This is a genomic window from Pragia fontium (assembly GCF_900638655.1).
Lineage (GTDB): Bacteria > Pseudomonadota > Gammaproteobacteria > Enterobacterales > Enterobacteriaceae > Pragia > Pragia fontium.
Genome location: NZ_LR134531.1, coordinates 793,229 through 808,565 on the forward strand (window position 1 = coordinate 793,229; position 15,337 = coordinate 808,565).

Genomic DNA, 15,337 nt, shown 5'->3' on the forward strand with positions numbered 1-15,337 from the left:
ATTGATTTATAAGTTTTATTTCTCTCTAAAGGTTTGTAGGGTCAGAGAGAGTGGTGCTGATTCTTTAATATTTTTGTGGTGATAAAAATTCTTCTGTAACGTTTTAGTGAACCGTTACAGAAACATATAAGGAGACAGTCAATAATTCAACTGTTATTCGGAAAATTGATTGTTTTTTGACTGAACTGTGAGGTGAATCGAGAAAACGGCCGGAGGAAGATTTCAATAACAGCTGAAAGAAAACCCCCGAGGATTATCCTTCGGGGGCTCTTTAATTTAACCAAACTGATGTCGGTTAAATCACATTTAACTGTCCCATCATGCCTAGCGTTTCATGTTCCAGAATATGGCAATGGTACATGCGTAGTCCTTTATGGTGTTGAGCTATTTTGATACGCACCCGCTCATAAGGTTTGAGGTTAATGGTATCTTTATGGCCGATGTATTCCGGTTGGTGAACTTGTCCATTGAGCTGATGGTTGATGATGGTAAATTGCGTTCCATGGATGTGGAAGTTGTGATCCATATGGGAGTTATTAAAGATTTCCCATTCTTCTACTTCACCTAATTTACTGGTGAGATCGATCCGATTCATATCATGCTTTTTACCATTAATCAGGAAATTCATACCTTTACCCATTTCCATGGTCTCGGTATATTCCAACTTCTTCACTGCGGTTGGTTGACCGAGGAGCGGTAATGCTCTCAACTGTTCTGGCAGGGTAGGCAGGCTATCCTGAGTCATCACAATAGAGGCCAGATCACGGGTTACCTCTTCCGGTACGTTGCCCATTTTGCCTCGATTGTAGGCCAGAGCCTTCAGGTTTTGTTGGGTCGATTTACGTGGAACGATAAGAATTTCTGCACGCTCTCCCGGGCTCAGTAGCAGTGACTTCACCTGATGTGGCTTCAGCAGCAGGCCGCCGTCGGTACCGATGACGTAGATATCGGCATCATTCAGGGCTAAATCCAGATAACGGCCGGAGCAGGCATTCCAGATACGTGCCCGAGTGGCTTGGTTCAGGGTAATTTGTGGTTTGGATGCACCGTTAATCAGCACAAATTGGCCTTCGCGGCCGTTCATCCAGTCCATCATTGAGTTATCTGCAATTTGACCATCGCTTGATAGTTTTAGATCGGACATCAACCAGTTTTGCACCGGAATGTGCGCCAGCGGATCCTGTTTAGGTTTGACGATAAATACGCCGGCCAGCCCACGAAATGCCTGTTCTGCCACGGTGTTATGACCGTGAGGATGGTACCAATATGTCCCAGCACAGCCTTCAGGTAAGGTGAACTTATAAGTGTGGGATGCGCCAGGGGCGATTTCATCCTGTGGATTACCGTCCTGATCGGGAGGAACCGGCAAACCGTGCCAGTGTATGGTTGTTGCCTGAGGGAGCTCATTCTTGAGGGTAATTTCAACGGTGTCCCCTTCAAATACTTCAATCGCCGGGCCGGGAATTTGATCGTTATAGGCCCAGAATTCAGTATTGAGTTCCGGCGTAAGCTGTAATTTGACCGGTTTTGCCGTCAGGGTCGCGCTAAAATAATTAGACTGACTGCTGGTGTTAATCAGTTTCTTTAGATCGGGCAGTGGCAGGTTCTGAGGCAGAGCCGACTCAGGAAGCAGGCCACCACCGTGCATTTCGCCCATCTTCATATTACCCATATTATGGCCTGACATATTCATATTACCCATGTCGTGACCAGCCATATTGCCCCCCATATTGTGGGTTTGGGCGATGACTCGGGTAGCGGCAAGGGTACCAACGGCGGCGGCCAGTTTTGTTAAGAAAATTCTACGGTTCATTATTTAATCCTCTCATCATATCCGCGTTATAAAGCGGATATGCATAACGCTCTCTGCTGAGCATTACGGTGCTGAAATCATCGAGCTATTATTGGCACAGCCAAATTTTGGTTGTGCTCCAGCTCAGTCATTTTTCACTGCTGCTAAATTGATTTTAGACTAGATGATTTCTGGGAGGATGGGGTTCGGGCTGAGGTGACAGTGACAGCCAACGGTTAAACAGGGTGTTATAGGATTCATGACCAACGGACTTGGCCACCGATAGGGTGATTGAGGGAATAACGGAAAAACACAGCATACATACGCAGTGAGAAGTACTCATACAGTGCTCAGCGGCGGTGTCTGGCTGTTGGGTTACTGAATGATGTTCTTCTGATGCTGCGGAAACTGAAACCGGCGCTGAACATGCATCATGATTTGCTGACATCGCGAAACCGGGCGCGCTAATCAGCACCGCCAGTATCAGAAGTAGTCTTTGCAGCAAACGTAAATTCATGATGATTGTGTGAAACTGTCCTTACTTCGTGAGTCGGTTATTCAGGCATGTTAACTGTGGAATAACTAAGTTTCAATCGAGTTTAACATTCTTTAATAATCTGCAGATTATTAAAATTATGGCAGCCCTGAAGGCTGCCATATACCGAATGCCAATGTTTAACGCTTCTGCTTAAGCAGGAATAGACTAATCATCAGGAACAGCAGGCTTGGCAAGAGTGCACCAATCATTGGCGGTACGTTATAAACCAAGCTGAGTGGCCCAAATATTTGGTCGAGCACATAAAAGATAAAGCCAAAACTGATGCCAGTAACCACTCGGATTCCCATCGGAACGCTGCGTAACGGGCCAAAAATAAACGACAGGGCCATTAGCATCATCACGGCAACAGAGATAGGGGAGAAAATCTTATTCCAGAAAATCAGCCAATAGCGGTTGGCTTCCTGACCACTCTGTTTCAGGTAACGACTATATTCATACAGACCCGAGGCCGAAAGGGATTCCGGGTTCATGGCAACAACGCCGAGTTTGTCCGGGCTTAAGCTGGTTTTCCACTCTTCATTCAGAGTTTGGCTACCAACAATTTTGTTGGGCTGGGTCAGGTCGGACTGATCGACCTGAGAGAGTATCCAGGTCTTATTGTCTTTATCGTAGATAGCGGAACCCGCATAGCGCACGGTCAGTAACCTACGTTGTTTATCAAATTGATAAATGCTGACGCCGGACAGCTCGTCTTCTTTAACCACGCTCTGAATATAAATGAATTCGTTATTGTCTTTCGCCCATATGCCATCGCGAGTGGATAACAGAGAACTGCCATACATCATTTGCGCCCGCATATTACGAGCGGCCTGTTCACCGGCTGGTGCGACCCATTCACCAATGGCCATAGTCAGCAGCACCAGTGGAATGGCGGTTTTCATCACCGCGGAAGCCACCTGCATACGAGTAAAGCCGGAAGCTTCCATGACCACTAACTCGCTGCGAGTCGCCAGTGCACCTAAACCAAGCAGGGCACCCAGCAAGGCGGCCATGGGAAAGAAGGTTTCAATGTCTTTGGGCACGCTGAGTAAGGTATATAAACCGGCTCCCAAAGCGTCGTAATCCCCGCGACCGGTTTTTCTCAGCTGTTCGACAAATTTAATAATCCCGGACAGGCTAACCAGTAAGAACAGGGTGCTCATAATGGTATTGAAAATAGTACGGCCAATATAACGGTCTAATACGCTAAACATAATTAAGCCGCTCCTCTCAGCCGCGCGCGTATACGGCGTGACGGAATGCTATCCCACAGGTTTAATAGAATGCCAATCGCCAGATAGGAGAGATTCACTACCCATACCCACATCATAGGATCAATTTTTCCTCTGCTGGCGTTTGATCTAATCGAACTTTGCAGTAAGAAATAGATCAGGTATAGCAGCATCGCTGGCAGCATACTGACTACGCGTCCTTGACGCGGATTCACTTCGCTTAGCGGCACCACCAAAAAAGCCATTAACGGAACAGAAATAATCAGCGTCAGGCGCCAGTTCAGCTCGGCTTTAGCCTGATGGCTGTCGGTTGTCATTAAGGAAGTAAAGCTGGCCTGATCGACATCGGTATCGTCGAGAGCCGCTTCCTGATGGCCGATAACCGCCTGATACTGGTTAAAATCAGTAACGCGGAAATCCCGTAGCATGGCGGTACCTTCGTAGCGGGTACCGGTATCCAAAAAGATACGCTGGGCACCGTTAGGATCTTCAACGATATGCCCTTTATCTGCGACGACCACAGAAGGGCGTTGATTGCCGGAGGTACGCAACTGAGCCAAAAATACGTTGGTAAACTTATTGCCTTCGACGTTACCTACAAATAGCACGGCATTACCGTCTTTAGACGGCTGGAACTGGCCTTCGACCAGTGCACCAAGGCTTGGATTAGCTTTAGCTTCAGCCAGAATTTTCTCTTGGTTAGCGGCAGATATTGGCCCCAACCAGATTGAGTTCACGCCAGCCACAATACCGGTAAACAGGGAGAGCATTAGCGCTGAAATCAGCAGCACATTTTTACTCAACCCACAGGCATACATGACGGTGATTTCGCTTTCTGCATACAGCTTGCTAAAGGTCATCAAAATGGCTAAAAACAGGCTAAGGGGTAGTATTAACTGGGCCATCTCGGGAATACCGAGACCAAGCAAAGAGAACACTAAATTTGTCGGGATGTCTCCCTCAACGGCCATCGACAAAATGCGAACCAGCTTCTGACAGAAAAAGATCAGTAGCAGGATAAACAGGATTGCGATTTGACTTTTGAAGGTCTCGCGGATCAGATATCTAATGATTATCAAGTTAATTACGCCTGTGAAAACTTGTTTTTTTACAGGAAAGCCGATACTTTCATCGTTAATTCGCCATTTTTACTAACATCTACCATAATGGCAGCCAATATTTGCTAATAATAGTATTAATGAGTAGAAATATTAACACTATTTGTGTTGCGCTAATAAAAATCGCAAGGGGCGTTATGGAATGCTCTATTTTATCCATAATTTGCCTACCTTGTCTCTTTAAGATTCAGGAGAGTGCATGGAGTTCAGTGTAAAAAGTGGTAGCCCGGAAAAACAACGTAGCGCCTGTATCGTCGTCGGTGTTTTTGAACCTCGTCGTCTGTCACCCATTGCTGAACAGCTGGATAAGATCAGCGATGGCTATATTAGTGCGCTTCTGCGTCGCGGCGAACTAGAGGGTAAAGTTGGTCAAACTTTGTTGTTACACCATGTACCAAACATACTGTCAGAAAGAATTTTACTTATTGGCTGTGGTAAAGAGCGTGAGCTTGATGAGCGCCAATATAAGCAAGTGGTGCAGAAAACCATCAATACGTTGAACGATACCGGTTCCATGGAAGCGGTCTGTTTTCTGACGGAGCTGCACGTTAAAGGGCGTAATACCTATTGGAATGTGCGTCAGGCAGTTGAAACCACTAAAGAAGCGCTTTATACGTTTGATCAGTTAAAGAGCAATAAAGTTGAGCCCCGTCGCCCATTGCGCAAAATGGTGCTGAGCGTGCCAACCCGCCGTGAGTTAACCTGCGGTGAGCGTGCCATTCAGCACGGTTTGGCCATTTCTGCCGGTATTAAAGCGGCGAAAGACTTGGGTAACATGCCGCCAAATATCTGTAATGCCGCGTATTTGTCTTCTCAGGCACGTCAACTGGCGGATGCTTTCAGTGAAAATATTGTTACCCGAGTGATCGGTGAACAGCAGATGAAAGAGCTGGGAATGAATGCTTATCTTGCCGTAGGGCAAGGTTCTCAGAATGAATCGCTGATGTCGGTGATCGAGTATAAAGGTAATCCGGTTGCGGATGCCAAACCGATTGTCTTAGTGGGCAAAGGGTTAACCTTTGATTCTGGTGGTATCTCTATCAAGCCAGCTGAAGGCATGGATGAGATGAAATACGATATGTGTGGCGCCGCTTCGGTTTATGGTGTGATGCGCGCCGCAGCGGAACTGAAACTGCCGTTAAACATTATTGGTGTGATGGCCGGCTGTGAAAATATGCCGGGTGGTCGGGCTTATCGCCCGGGAGATGTATTAACCACCATGTCAGGCCAAACGGTAGAAGTGCTGAATACCGATGCGGAAGGGCGTCTGGTGCTGTGTGACGTATTAACCTATGTCGAACGTTTTGAGCCCGACGTGGTTATCGATGTCGCCACCCTGACCGGAGCCTGTATTATTGCCTTGGGTCATCAAATCACCGGCTTGATGTCGAATCATAATCCGCTGGCGACTGAGCTGGTGGGGGCATCTGAGCAGGCTGGCGATCGGGCATGGCGTTTACCGCTGGGTGACGAGTACCAAGAACAGCTAGAATCGAATTTTGCCGATATGGCTAACATTGGTGGTCGTCCAGCTGGTGCCATTACTGCTGGCTGCTTCCTGTCACGGTTTACCCGTAAATACAGCTGGGCGCATCTGGATATCGCCGGTACCGCATGGCGTTCAGGTAAAGCTAAAGGCGCGACCGGTCGTCCAGTGGCGCTACTGACTCAGTTCCTGCTTAATCGTGCGGGTCAAAGCTACGAAGAGTAATCGCCTGAGCGTGATAAGGTATCATCCTTATTTCTGCCGCTCGGGCAACATGCTATGATAACGTCACTTTATGTGATGAGTCAGGGGCACGCATTGCGTGCCCCTAGCCATTAAATCGAAACGCTATCCGACGGTTATGATGAAGAACGCGACATTTTATCTGCTTGACCACAATAACACGTCCGACGGGCTGTCTTTCTGTGAGGCTCTGGCCTGTACCGTTGCCGCTGAACGTTGGCGTGCGGGTAAACGGGTGTTGATTGCCTGCGATACTCAGCAGCAGGCGGAGCAGTTGGATGAAGCTTTATGGCAACGGGATACCGAACAGTTTGTTCCCCATAATTTGGCCGGAGAAGGGCCGAAGTATGGCGCTCCGGTTGAACTCTGCTGGCCCGGTAAGCGCAGTAATGCACCGAGGGATCTGTTGATTAATCTACAGGTTCAGTTTCCGGATTTTGCCACTGCTTTCTATGAAGTGATAGACTTTGTGCCACACGAAGATACGCTGAAGCAGCTGGCGCGTGAACGCTATAAAATTTACCGCAGCGTCGGTTTTAATCTGTCTACGGCAACGCCGCCAACCATTTGAATGATATAAAAAGACCATGGAAAAAACATACAACCCGCAAGAGATTGAACAGTCCCTTTATCAGCATTGGGAAGAGAGCGGCTACTTTAAGCCGCATGGCGATACCAGCAAAGAGAGCTATTGTATCGTTATTCCTCCTCCTAATGTGACCGGTAGCCTGCATATGGGCCACGCATTCCAACAAACCATTATGGATGCGATGATTCGTTATCAGCGTATGCAGGGTAAAAATACCCTGTGGCAAGCAGGTACCGACCATGCGGGAATCGCCACTCAAATGGTGGTTGAGCGAAAAATTGCGGCGGAAGAGAATAAAACTCGCCATGACTATGGTCGCGAAGCCTTTATTGACAAAATTTGGCAGTGGAAAGCGGAGTCCGGCGGCACCATTACCCGTCAGATGCGTCGCCTTGGCGCTTCTGTAGATTGGGATCGCGAACGTTTTACCATGGATGAAAGTTTATCCAATGCGGTAAAAGAGGTTTTCGTTCGTCTGCATAAAGAAAACCTGATTTACCGTGGTAAGCGTTTGGTTAACTGGGATCCAAAATTACGTACCGCTATTTCCGATCTGGAAGTGGAAAACCGTGAAACCAAAGGGTCGATGTGGCATCTGTGTTATCCGTTAGCGGACGGCGTTAAGACTGCCGAAGGTAAAGACTATCTGGTAGTCGCCACCACGCGTCCGGAAACGGTGCTGGGCGATACCGGTGTTGCGGTTAACCCGGAAGATCCACGCTATAAAGATCTGATTGGCAAATATGTGGTGTTACCGCTGGTGAATCGCCGTATTCCGATTGTTGGCGATGAACATGCCGATATGGAAAAAGGCACTGGTTGCGTAAAAATCACTCCAGCTCATGACTTTAATGACTATGAAGTTGGTCGCCGCCATAGCTTACCAATGATCAATATTTTGACCTTTGACGGTGATATCCGCCAGAGCGCAGAAATTTTTGATACCAACGGTAAGCCAAGTGAAGACTACGCGGATGAATTACCCGCTGATCTGCGCGGTCTCGAGCGTTTTGCTGCTCGTAAGGCAGTGGTTGCTGCTTTCGATGCTCAGGGTTTGCTGGAAGAAATTAAACCTCACGATTTAACGGTGCCTTACGGCGATCGCGGTGGTGTGGTGATTGAACCGATGTTGACCGATCAGTGGTATGTGCGTACTGCACCGCTGGCTAAAGTGGCTATTGAAGCGGTTGAGAACGGCGATATTCAGTTCGTTCCTAAACAGTATGAGAATATGTACTTCTCCTGGATGCGTGATATTCAGGATTGGTGTATTTCCCGTCAGCTATGGTGGGGACACCGTATTCCAGCTTGGTATGACGCTGAAGGTAATGTTTACGTTGCCCGTAATGAAGAAGAAGTGCGTAAAGAGAACAATATCCCGGCAGATGTGGTGCTGACTCAGGATGAAGACGTATTGGATACTTGGTTCTCCTCTGGCCTGTGGACGTTCTCCACTTTAGGCTGGCCGGAAAATACCGAAGAACTGCGTACTTTCCATCCGACCAACGTATTGGTGAGTGGCTTCGATATTATCTTCTTCTGGATTGCCCGCATGATCATGTTGACCATGCACTTTATTAAAGATGAAGATGGCAAACCGCAAGTGCCGTTTAAGAATGTGTATGTGACCGGTCTGATTCGCGATGACGAAGGCCAGAAGATGTCTAAATCTAAGGGTAATGTTATCGATCCGCTGGATATGATCGATGGTATTTCTTTGGATGGCCTGCTGGAAAAACGTACCGGTAATATGATGCAGCCGCAGCTGGCTGAGAAGATTCGTAAGCGTACCGAGAAGCAATTCCCGGGGGGTATTGAAGCTCACGGTACCGATGCATTGCGTTTCACCCTGACGGCGCTGGCTTCCACCGGTCGCGATATCAACTGGGATATGAAGCGTCTTGAAGGTTATCGTAACTTCTGTAACAAGCTGTGGAACGCCAGCCGCTTTGTACTGATGAATACCGAAGATCAGGATTGTGGTCAGAACGGCGGTGAAATGGTTCTTTCACTGGCGGATCGTTGGATTCTGGCGGAGTTTAACCAGACAGTAAAAGCCTATCGCGAAGCGCTGGACGGTTATCGTTTCGATATGGCGGCGAACATTCTGTATGAATTCACCTGGAACCAGTTCTGTGACTGGTATCTGGAGCTGGCTAAGCCTGTGATGAATTCAGGTTCAGAAACGGAACTGCGTGGTACCCGTCATACGCTGGTGCACGTTCTGGAATCACTGTTGCGTTTGGCTCATCCGATTATTCCATTTATTACCGAAACCATTTGGCAGCGGATTAAACTGCTGAAGAACATTACTGCCGATACCATTATGCTGCAACCGATGCCGGAATATGAGGCTGCGTTGGCGGATGAAGCTGCACTAGCAGATCTGGAATGGATTAAGCAGGCGATTGTTGCGGTACGTAATATTCGTGCTGAAATGAATATCGCACCGAGCAAGCAGTTGGAAGTCTTGCTGCGTGATGCTACTCCGGCAGCACTGCGCCGTGTAGAGGAAAACGAAACCTTCATTAAAACGTTGGCGCGTTTATCTTCAATCACTATTTTACCTGCTGGTGATAAAGGCCCGGTTTCAGTAACCAAACTGGTTGAAGGTTCTGAGCTATTAATCCCGATGGCCGGTCTGGTGGATAAAGCCGCCGAGCTGGAACGCTTATCGAAAGAAGTGGCGCGTATTGAAGATGAAATTGCGCGTATCGAGAGCAAACTGGCGAACGAAGGCTTTGTTTCTCGAGCACCGGAAGCGGTAGTGGCAAAAGAGCGTGAAAGACTAACTAGCTATGCCGAAGATAAAGCGAAGCTGTTAGAGCAGAAAGCGACGATTGCTGCATTGTAGTTTTGGTTTTACTTAAGTTGAGAAGGCCGCCGTTAGGCGGCCTTCTTATTTCTAATCGATTAAGTGCTTGGGTTAATAAAACTAAATAACCCAATAAGCCAATTGAACTACGCCCAGTGCGGCTAGTCCCGCAGCCACATCATCCATCATCACGCCAAAACCGCCGGAGCAGTGTTTATCCAGCCAACCGATAGGGCCGGGCTTAAGGATATCGAAGAAGCGGAAGGCAACAAAAGCGGCGACCATCCACCATAAACCTTGAGGCAGGGCGATACAGGCGATCCACATACCGACAAACTCGTCCCAGACCAGAGCGCCATGATCTTCAACGCCGATAGCATTACCGGCGACCTGACAGGCCCAAACGCCAATCACGAAAGCGAAAACCAGAAACGCCAGATAGGCTGGCATCGAGAGTAGCTGTAGCAGGTAAAACAACGGGATTGCCGCCAGTGAACCGACAGTACCCGGAGCCTTGGGTGAAAGGCCTGAGCCGAAGCCCGTGGCAATCCAATGCAGCGGGTTAGTGAGTGACAGACGATGTAGTTCGGGTTTAATCATTATAGGCAATTCAGCAGTTTTATTGATTGGTGGCGGCCCGTTTGATTTGGGCCGCATCTGTTTTAGTTAACCGGGGAATAACTCAGAGCATTTCCAGCGGTTTTTTTCGGCTTGGTGGTGGAAAAGCGGTATCGAGCGTCACATAGTCTTCATGTTGCAGCTCAATGCTTAAGCTACCAATGTTCTCAACCATATGTTCAATGGTTGAGGCTTTGGGAATGGTAATGATGTTATGGTCGCGCAGTACCCAAGCCAGTGCAATTTGGGCAGCGGTAGCTTGATGACGCTTTGCCACTTCCGTTAATGCCGGATGTTCCAGCAAACGGGCCTGTTCTATGGGGGAGTAGGCCATGATTGGCATACTGTTGCTGCGGCACCACGGTAGCAGGTCATATTCAATGCCGCGGCGCGACAGGTTGTACAGAACCTGATTAACGGCAACCTGCTCATTTTCTGCCACGGTCATTAACTCATTCAGGTCATCAACATCAAAGTTGCTAACGCCCCATTGACCAATTTTCCCCTGCTCCACTAAGTCTTCCATGGCATTGGCGGTTTCTTCCAAAGGAATATGACCGCGCCAGTGCAGCAAATAGAGGTCGATATAGTCAGTGCCCAGACGTTTTAAACTGGCTTCACAGGCGGCGATAGTGCCGGTGGCACTGGCATTACCGGGAAGCACTTTACTGACCAGAAACACGTCATCGCGGCGACCTTTAATGGCCGCACCAACCACTTTTTCCGCTCCTCCGTCAGCATACATTTCGGCGGTATCAATTAGCGTCAGGCCGCGATCGATACCGTGCTGTAGAGTTTGTATTTCGCGTTGAATATCGGAGCTGCGCTCCCCCATAAACCAGGTGCCTTGCCCGAAAACTGGGGTGTCATCCCCGCTGGGTAAAGCGATATAACGCATATGTTGTCTGGCCATGCAATCAACCTCCCGTTAATAAAAACTAATGGCGAGTTCCGTTATCTTCTTCATCAATCGGATGTTCATCATCGTCTTCATCATCATCGCTGCCGTTAGGGTCTTCATAGTAGGTACCCCAACCGTCGTAGTTAATGTCGAAGCGGTCTGCCAGCTTAATCAGCTGCTCGACCTGCTTATCGATGATCTCCGCATTCAGTGAAACCTCACTGATTACATCACAACACAGAACGATTAAACTGTCTTCGACTTCCAGCTCTTCCGGGTCGGTGACTTCATAACCCATTCTGAACGCTTCTATTGCTGCTTTTTCCAGCGCTGAGAAATCTTCTGCTGAAAAGTGATGCTCAATTGCATACAACGCATCAGGATCGCTCCCGTCTTCCAGCAGCTCTTCAATAATCAGTCGAGTTTCTTCGCGTTGCTCTTCCAACAAGGCATTCAGTTCGTCATTAGACATAATATTTTCTCACCTATGATAGTTAGTTAGCGTTATTCTCACACAGTGCAACCGGTAGCTCCACAGGAAAGGCAAAGTTTTCTTCACTGTTGGGTTGATTGTGAATATTAATTCATATAAATTGATTTTTAATTCAAATTTGTTTATCAAACACCACTCGAGTTTAGGGAGACTGCGTTATGTCCCAATTTTATCAGCGTCATTTGCTGCGGTTACTTGATTTTAGTCCAAATGAGATCTGTGCATTACTTTCACTATCATCCAAATTAAAAAAAGATAAGAAAAATGGAGCTGAGAAGCAAAAGCTAGTTGGTAAGAATATTGCACTGATTTTTGAAAAGGATTCGACCCGTACGCGCTGTGCGTTTGAGGTAGCGGCTTTCGATCAGGGAGCGAGAGTAACTTATCTTGGCCCGAGCGGCAGTCAGATCGGGCATAAAGAATCGATTAAAGATAGCGCCAGAGTGTTGGGGCGCATGTACGATGCCATTCAATACCGTGGTTTTGGTCAGCAAATTGTCGAGACATTGGCACAATATTCCGGGGTGCCGGTATGGAATGGGCTGACCAATGAGTTTCACCCAACCCAGATTTTGGCTGATTTATTAACCATGCAGGAACATTTACCGAATAAGGCACTGTCGGATATGAAGCTGGCCTATTTGGGGGATGCCCGTAACAATATGGGCAACTCGTTATTGGAAGGTGCCGCCCTGATGGGTATAGATTTACGTTTAGTGGCCCCTAAAGCCTGCTGGCCGGAAGCTTCTTTGGTGGCTGAGTGCCAAAAGATTGCTGATACCACCGGTGCGAAACTGACCTTGACGGAAGATATCGCCCAAGGCGTTGAGCAAGTTGACTATTTATATACCGATGTTTGGGTGTCGATGGGGGAGCCTAAAGAGGTGTGGCAAGAGCGTATTGCGTTGCTGAAAGCCTATCAGGTGAATCAACAGATGATTGAACTGACCCATAATCCGCAAGTGAAGTTTTTACACTGTTTACCGGCGTTTCATGACGATAAAACCACCATGGGTAAACAAATGGCTGAGCAGTATGGATTGCACGGTGGCATGGAAGTGACTGATGAGGTGTTTGAATCAGAGCACAGCATCGTATTCGATCAGGCAGAAAATCGCATGCATACCATTAAGGCTGTGATGGTTGCTTCGCTGGCTAAGTCTTAACAAGTAGGCCCCATTGCTTTATCCGTTACGATGGACAAAGAGCGTGGGGCGACGTTAAGGTGGGTGTTTTACAGCGCACTCACCAGCATTTTGATGACGGCTTTGCGTACCAGCGCTGGTTTGCCCACGGCACATAATGGCTTATGAACTTCATTGGGATAGAACACCACAAAGTCACCCTCTTTTAAAATGATCTGTTTTTCTTGTTCACTTTCTCCAGCGGGTAAGAAAGCAATGTCTTTATCCGCCAGCCAGTTATCGGTGGGTTTGCCAGCCGGTAGGTTGCTAAATCCCATGCTTTCTTCGCCTTGCAGAACGATTTGAATATCCAGATAGCGTTGATGATATTCCGCTCGGCGGTTTTCAGCCGCTTCAGTGCTGTCATTGAAAATCAGAACGAAAACGTTATTGCCATCAATATCATGTTTGCCTAACGGCGTGTCAGGATGAATATTTTTCTTAATATATTCGATGGCGTCTTTTAGTTTGGCGGGCAGGTAAGGAACCAACTCCAGGTGGTGAATGTTTCCGGTAATCATAGGGACTCCTTTATGAAAATGAAAAGCTGTTTCATATTCTATAATGGCGGTTCAATAAATACATCGAGTTTTATCATGTACATCGCGACATTGGTCACGTTAGCTTGATATACAGCTGCATGGATCTCATTGGATTGACGTTGTTTGTCATTTTATGGTGCATCTTAGCGTAAGCGCCTTATAATAAGCGGCGTGATTGATTCGAAATACTTAAAAACAACATTGAAAAATAACAGGTAAAAATCAGGAGAATCCATGTCCCATATTATTCATACAGATAACGCACCAGCAGCCATTGGCCCATACGTACAGGGCGTTGATCTGGGCAGTATGGTTATTACTTCCGGTCAGATTCCGGTTGATCCTAAAACAGGTGATGTTGCTGATGATGTTGCCGCTCAGGCGCGTCAATCTTTAGAAAACGTAAAAGCCATTGTTGAAGCTGCTGGCCTGAAAGTGTCAGATATTGTGAAAACCACGGTATTCGTTAAAGATTTGAATGACTTTGGTACGGTTAATGCAACTTACGAAGCTTTCTTTACTGAACATAAAGCGCCATTCCCGGCTCGTTCATGTGTTGAAGTTGCTCGCTTACCGAAAGATGTCAAAATAGAAATCGAAGCGATTGCGGTTCGTCGGTAATCGTTTTCTTTCTACTATAAGTAAGATTCCAGGGTTCAGATTTGGAATCTTACTGTCAGTTCCCCGCACTTATCGTCTTTAGTATTTATTCGCGACCGATGTATCTGCCGGAAATTTTACCCCAGTCAGTGCACGTATGTTGGTTAACAAACGGGATGTACTGCGAGAAAGGGTCAGACCGGCATGATAGATTTCTTGGTTACGCACTAATTCAGCAAACACATCCGCTTCATAGTACATGGTATTTTCATGCTGTGGCTGTGATATCTCCTGCGGTTGTCCGCCGCGTGGGGTGAAGATGATGTTTCGACACTGCGAAATCTTATCTATCACCAAGGTTCCTTCTTCTCCCTGAATTTCGCTGGGAATATAAGAATCACTGATTTTTGAGTGGAACAATACCGCATCAAAACCGTTGTAGCTCATCCAAACGCTACCATGCCCATCTACGCCGGATTTTAACAGCGTGGCGCTGGCGTCCAGACTCATCGGTTCACCAAATAGCGCAATAGCGCTGGCCAGACAGTAATAACCAATATCCATAATTGAGCCATTAGAGAAGGCCGGATTGAAGGTATTCGGATTTTCTCCGTCCAAGTAGCGCTGGTAGCGTGATGAATACTGGCAATAATCAATAAAGACCTTACGTACTTTACCGAGCTGCGGGAGCGTTTGTTTTAGTATTGAAAAATTGGGCAAATAGGCGGTCTTAAATGCCTCAAATAAAACCACCTGATGTTTCAGGGCGCAGGCAATCAGACTTTCCATCTCCTGAATATGGGAGGTCATCGGTTTTTCACAAATAACGTGCTTGTTGTGCTGTAGCATCAACAGAGCTTGTGAATAGTGCAGGGAGTTTGGACTGGCAATGTACACTGCATCGATTTGATTGCAGTTGGCCAGCGCCTGTAGATCGTCAAAAAACAGCTCGGCCTGATTGGGTTTGCCAAAGTCATGAGCGGTGTTTAATGATCGGGAGTATACGGCGGTGAGTTTTAGCTTTCCTGTGGCATGGGCAGCATCAATAAACTGTTGAGTAATCCAGTTGGTACCAATAACGGCGAATCGAATCATAGGACAGTTCCTCGAAAGGAAAAGAAGGATATCTTATAGACTAGCACAGCTATTGTTGCAGATTCAGTTGGATAGCATTATTGGTAACAGA

The 15,337-nt window shown here is 47.3% G+C and carries 14 protein-coding genes; 5 read left to right on the top strand and 9 right to left on the bottom strand.

Features of this window, described 5'->3' with window-relative positions; genetic code table 11:
* Positions 1 to 295 precede the first annotated feature (295 nt).
* From EL341_RS03185 to lptF, 4 genes are all read right to left on the bottom strand, one after another.
* Complete coding sequence (locus EL341_RS03185) at positions 296 to 1,813, bottom strand: multicopper oxidase family protein (protein WP_074820252.1); 1,518 nt, start codon at positions 1,811 to 1,813, stop codon at positions 296 to 298.
* A gap of 154 nt (positions 1,814 to 1,967) precedes the next feature.
* Complete coding sequence (locus tag EL341_RS03190) at positions 1,968 to 2,240, bottom strand: hypothetical protein (protein WP_126467019.1); 273 nt, start codon at positions 2,238 to 2,240, stop codon at positions 1,968 to 1,970.
* A 227-nt stretch (positions 2,241 to 2,467) separates the two neighbouring features.
* The gene (lptG, locus tag EL341_RS03195) at positions 2,468 to 3,544 is read right to left on the bottom strand and encodes an LPS export ABC transporter permease LptG (RefSeq protein ID WP_126467021.1); all 1,077 of its coding nucleotides are present in this window, start codon (positions 3,542 to 3,544) and stop codon (positions 2,468 to 2,470) included.
* Positions 3,545 to 3,546: 2 nt separating this feature from the next.
* On the bottom strand, positions 3,547 to 4,641 hold the full coding sequence (gene lptF / locus EL341_RS03200; protein ID WP_047780013.1) for an LPS export ABC transporter permease LptF: 1,095 nt from the start codon (positions 4,639 to 4,641) through the stop codon (positions 3,547 to 3,549).
* A 238-nt stretch (positions 4,642 to 4,879) separates the two neighbouring features.
* Between lptF and pepA the strand changes: the two genes are divergently transcribed.
* The 3 genes from pepA to EL341_RS03215 all read left to right on the top strand — a co-directional run bounded on the left by pepA (position 4,880) and on the right by EL341_RS03215 (position 9,852).
* Positions 4,880 to 6,391: a leucyl aminopeptidase gene (gene pepA, locus EL341_RS03205; RefSeq protein WP_047780014.1), complete on the top strand. Its 1,512-nt coding sequence runs from the start codon at positions 4,880 to 4,882 to the stop codon at positions 6,389 to 6,391.
* A gap of 139 nt (positions 6,392 to 6,530) precedes the next feature.
* A complete protein-coding gene (locus tag EL341_RS03210) occupies positions 6,531 to 6,980 on the top strand; it encodes a DNA polymerase III subunit chi (protein ID WP_074820607.1) in 450 nt (149 codons plus the stop codon).
* A gap of 16 nt (positions 6,981 to 6,996) precedes the next feature.
* Entirely contained in the window at positions 6,997 to 9,852 is a 2,856-nt protein-coding gene (locus tag EL341_RS03215; protein WP_126467023.1) for a valine--tRNA ligase, read from the top strand.
* Positions 9,853 to 9,933: 81 nt separating this feature from the next.
* On the opposite strand, the gene EL341_RS03220 is transcribed toward EL341_RS03215, so the two are convergent.
* From EL341_RS03220 to rraB, 3 genes are all read right to left on the bottom strand, one after another.
* Complete coding sequence (locus EL341_RS03220) at positions 9,934 to 10,413, bottom strand: phosphatidylglycerophosphatase A family protein (protein ID WP_074820604.1); 480 nt, start codon at positions 10,411 to 10,413, stop codon at positions 9,934 to 9,936.
* An 82-nt stretch (positions 10,414 to 10,495) separates the two neighbouring features.
* Entirely contained in the window at positions 10,496 to 11,344 is an 849-nt protein-coding gene (locus EL341_RS03225; protein WP_126467025.1) for an aldo/keto reductase, read from the bottom strand.
* A 25-nt stretch (positions 11,345 to 11,369) separates the two neighbouring features.
* Positions 11,370 to 11,804 carry a ribonuclease E inhibitor RraB gene (gene rraB / locus EL341_RS03230; protein ID WP_047780017.1) on the bottom strand — a complete coding sequence of 145 codons (435 nt, stop codon included), beginning with the start codon at positions 11,802 to 11,804 and terminating at the stop codon, positions 11,370 to 11,372.
* A 179-nt stretch (positions 11,805 to 11,983) separates the two neighbouring features.
* On the opposite strand from rraB, the gene argF reads away from it, so the two are divergent.
* Positions 11,984 to 12,991 carry an ornithine carbamoyltransferase gene (gene argF, locus EL341_RS03235; protein ID WP_126467027.1) on the top strand — a complete coding sequence of 336 codons (1,008 nt, stop codon included), beginning with the start codon at positions 11,984 to 11,986 and terminating at the stop codon, positions 12,989 to 12,991.
* Positions 12,992 to 13,059: 68 nt separating this feature from the next.
* Here the strand turns inward: argF and EL341_RS03240 are convergent, their stop codons facing one another.
* Positions 13,060 to 13,530, bottom strand: coding sequence for a YhcH/YjgK/YiaL family protein (locus EL341_RS03240; protein WP_047780019.1), 471 nt, complete (start codon positions 13,528 to 13,530; stop codon positions 13,060 to 13,062).
* Between the two features lie 255 nt (positions 13,531 to 13,785).
* On the opposite strand from EL341_RS03240, the gene ridA reads away from it, so the two are divergent.
* Positions 13,786 to 14,172, top strand: a complete 387-nt coding sequence (gene ridA, locus EL341_RS03245) for a 2-iminobutanoate/2-iminopropanoate deaminase (protein ID WP_047780020.1) — start codon at positions 13,786 to 13,788, stop codon at positions 14,170 to 14,172.
* 78 nt (positions 14,173 to 14,250) lie between these two features.
* Here ridA and EL341_RS03250 read toward each other — a convergent pair whose 3' ends face one another.
* On the bottom strand, positions 14,251 to 15,246 hold the full coding sequence (locus EL341_RS03250) for a Gfo/Idh/MocA family protein (RefSeq protein WP_114986236.1): 996 nt from the start codon (positions 15,244 to 15,246) through the stop codon (positions 14,251 to 14,253).
* Between the last annotated feature and the right edge of the window lie 91 nt (positions 15,247 to 15,337).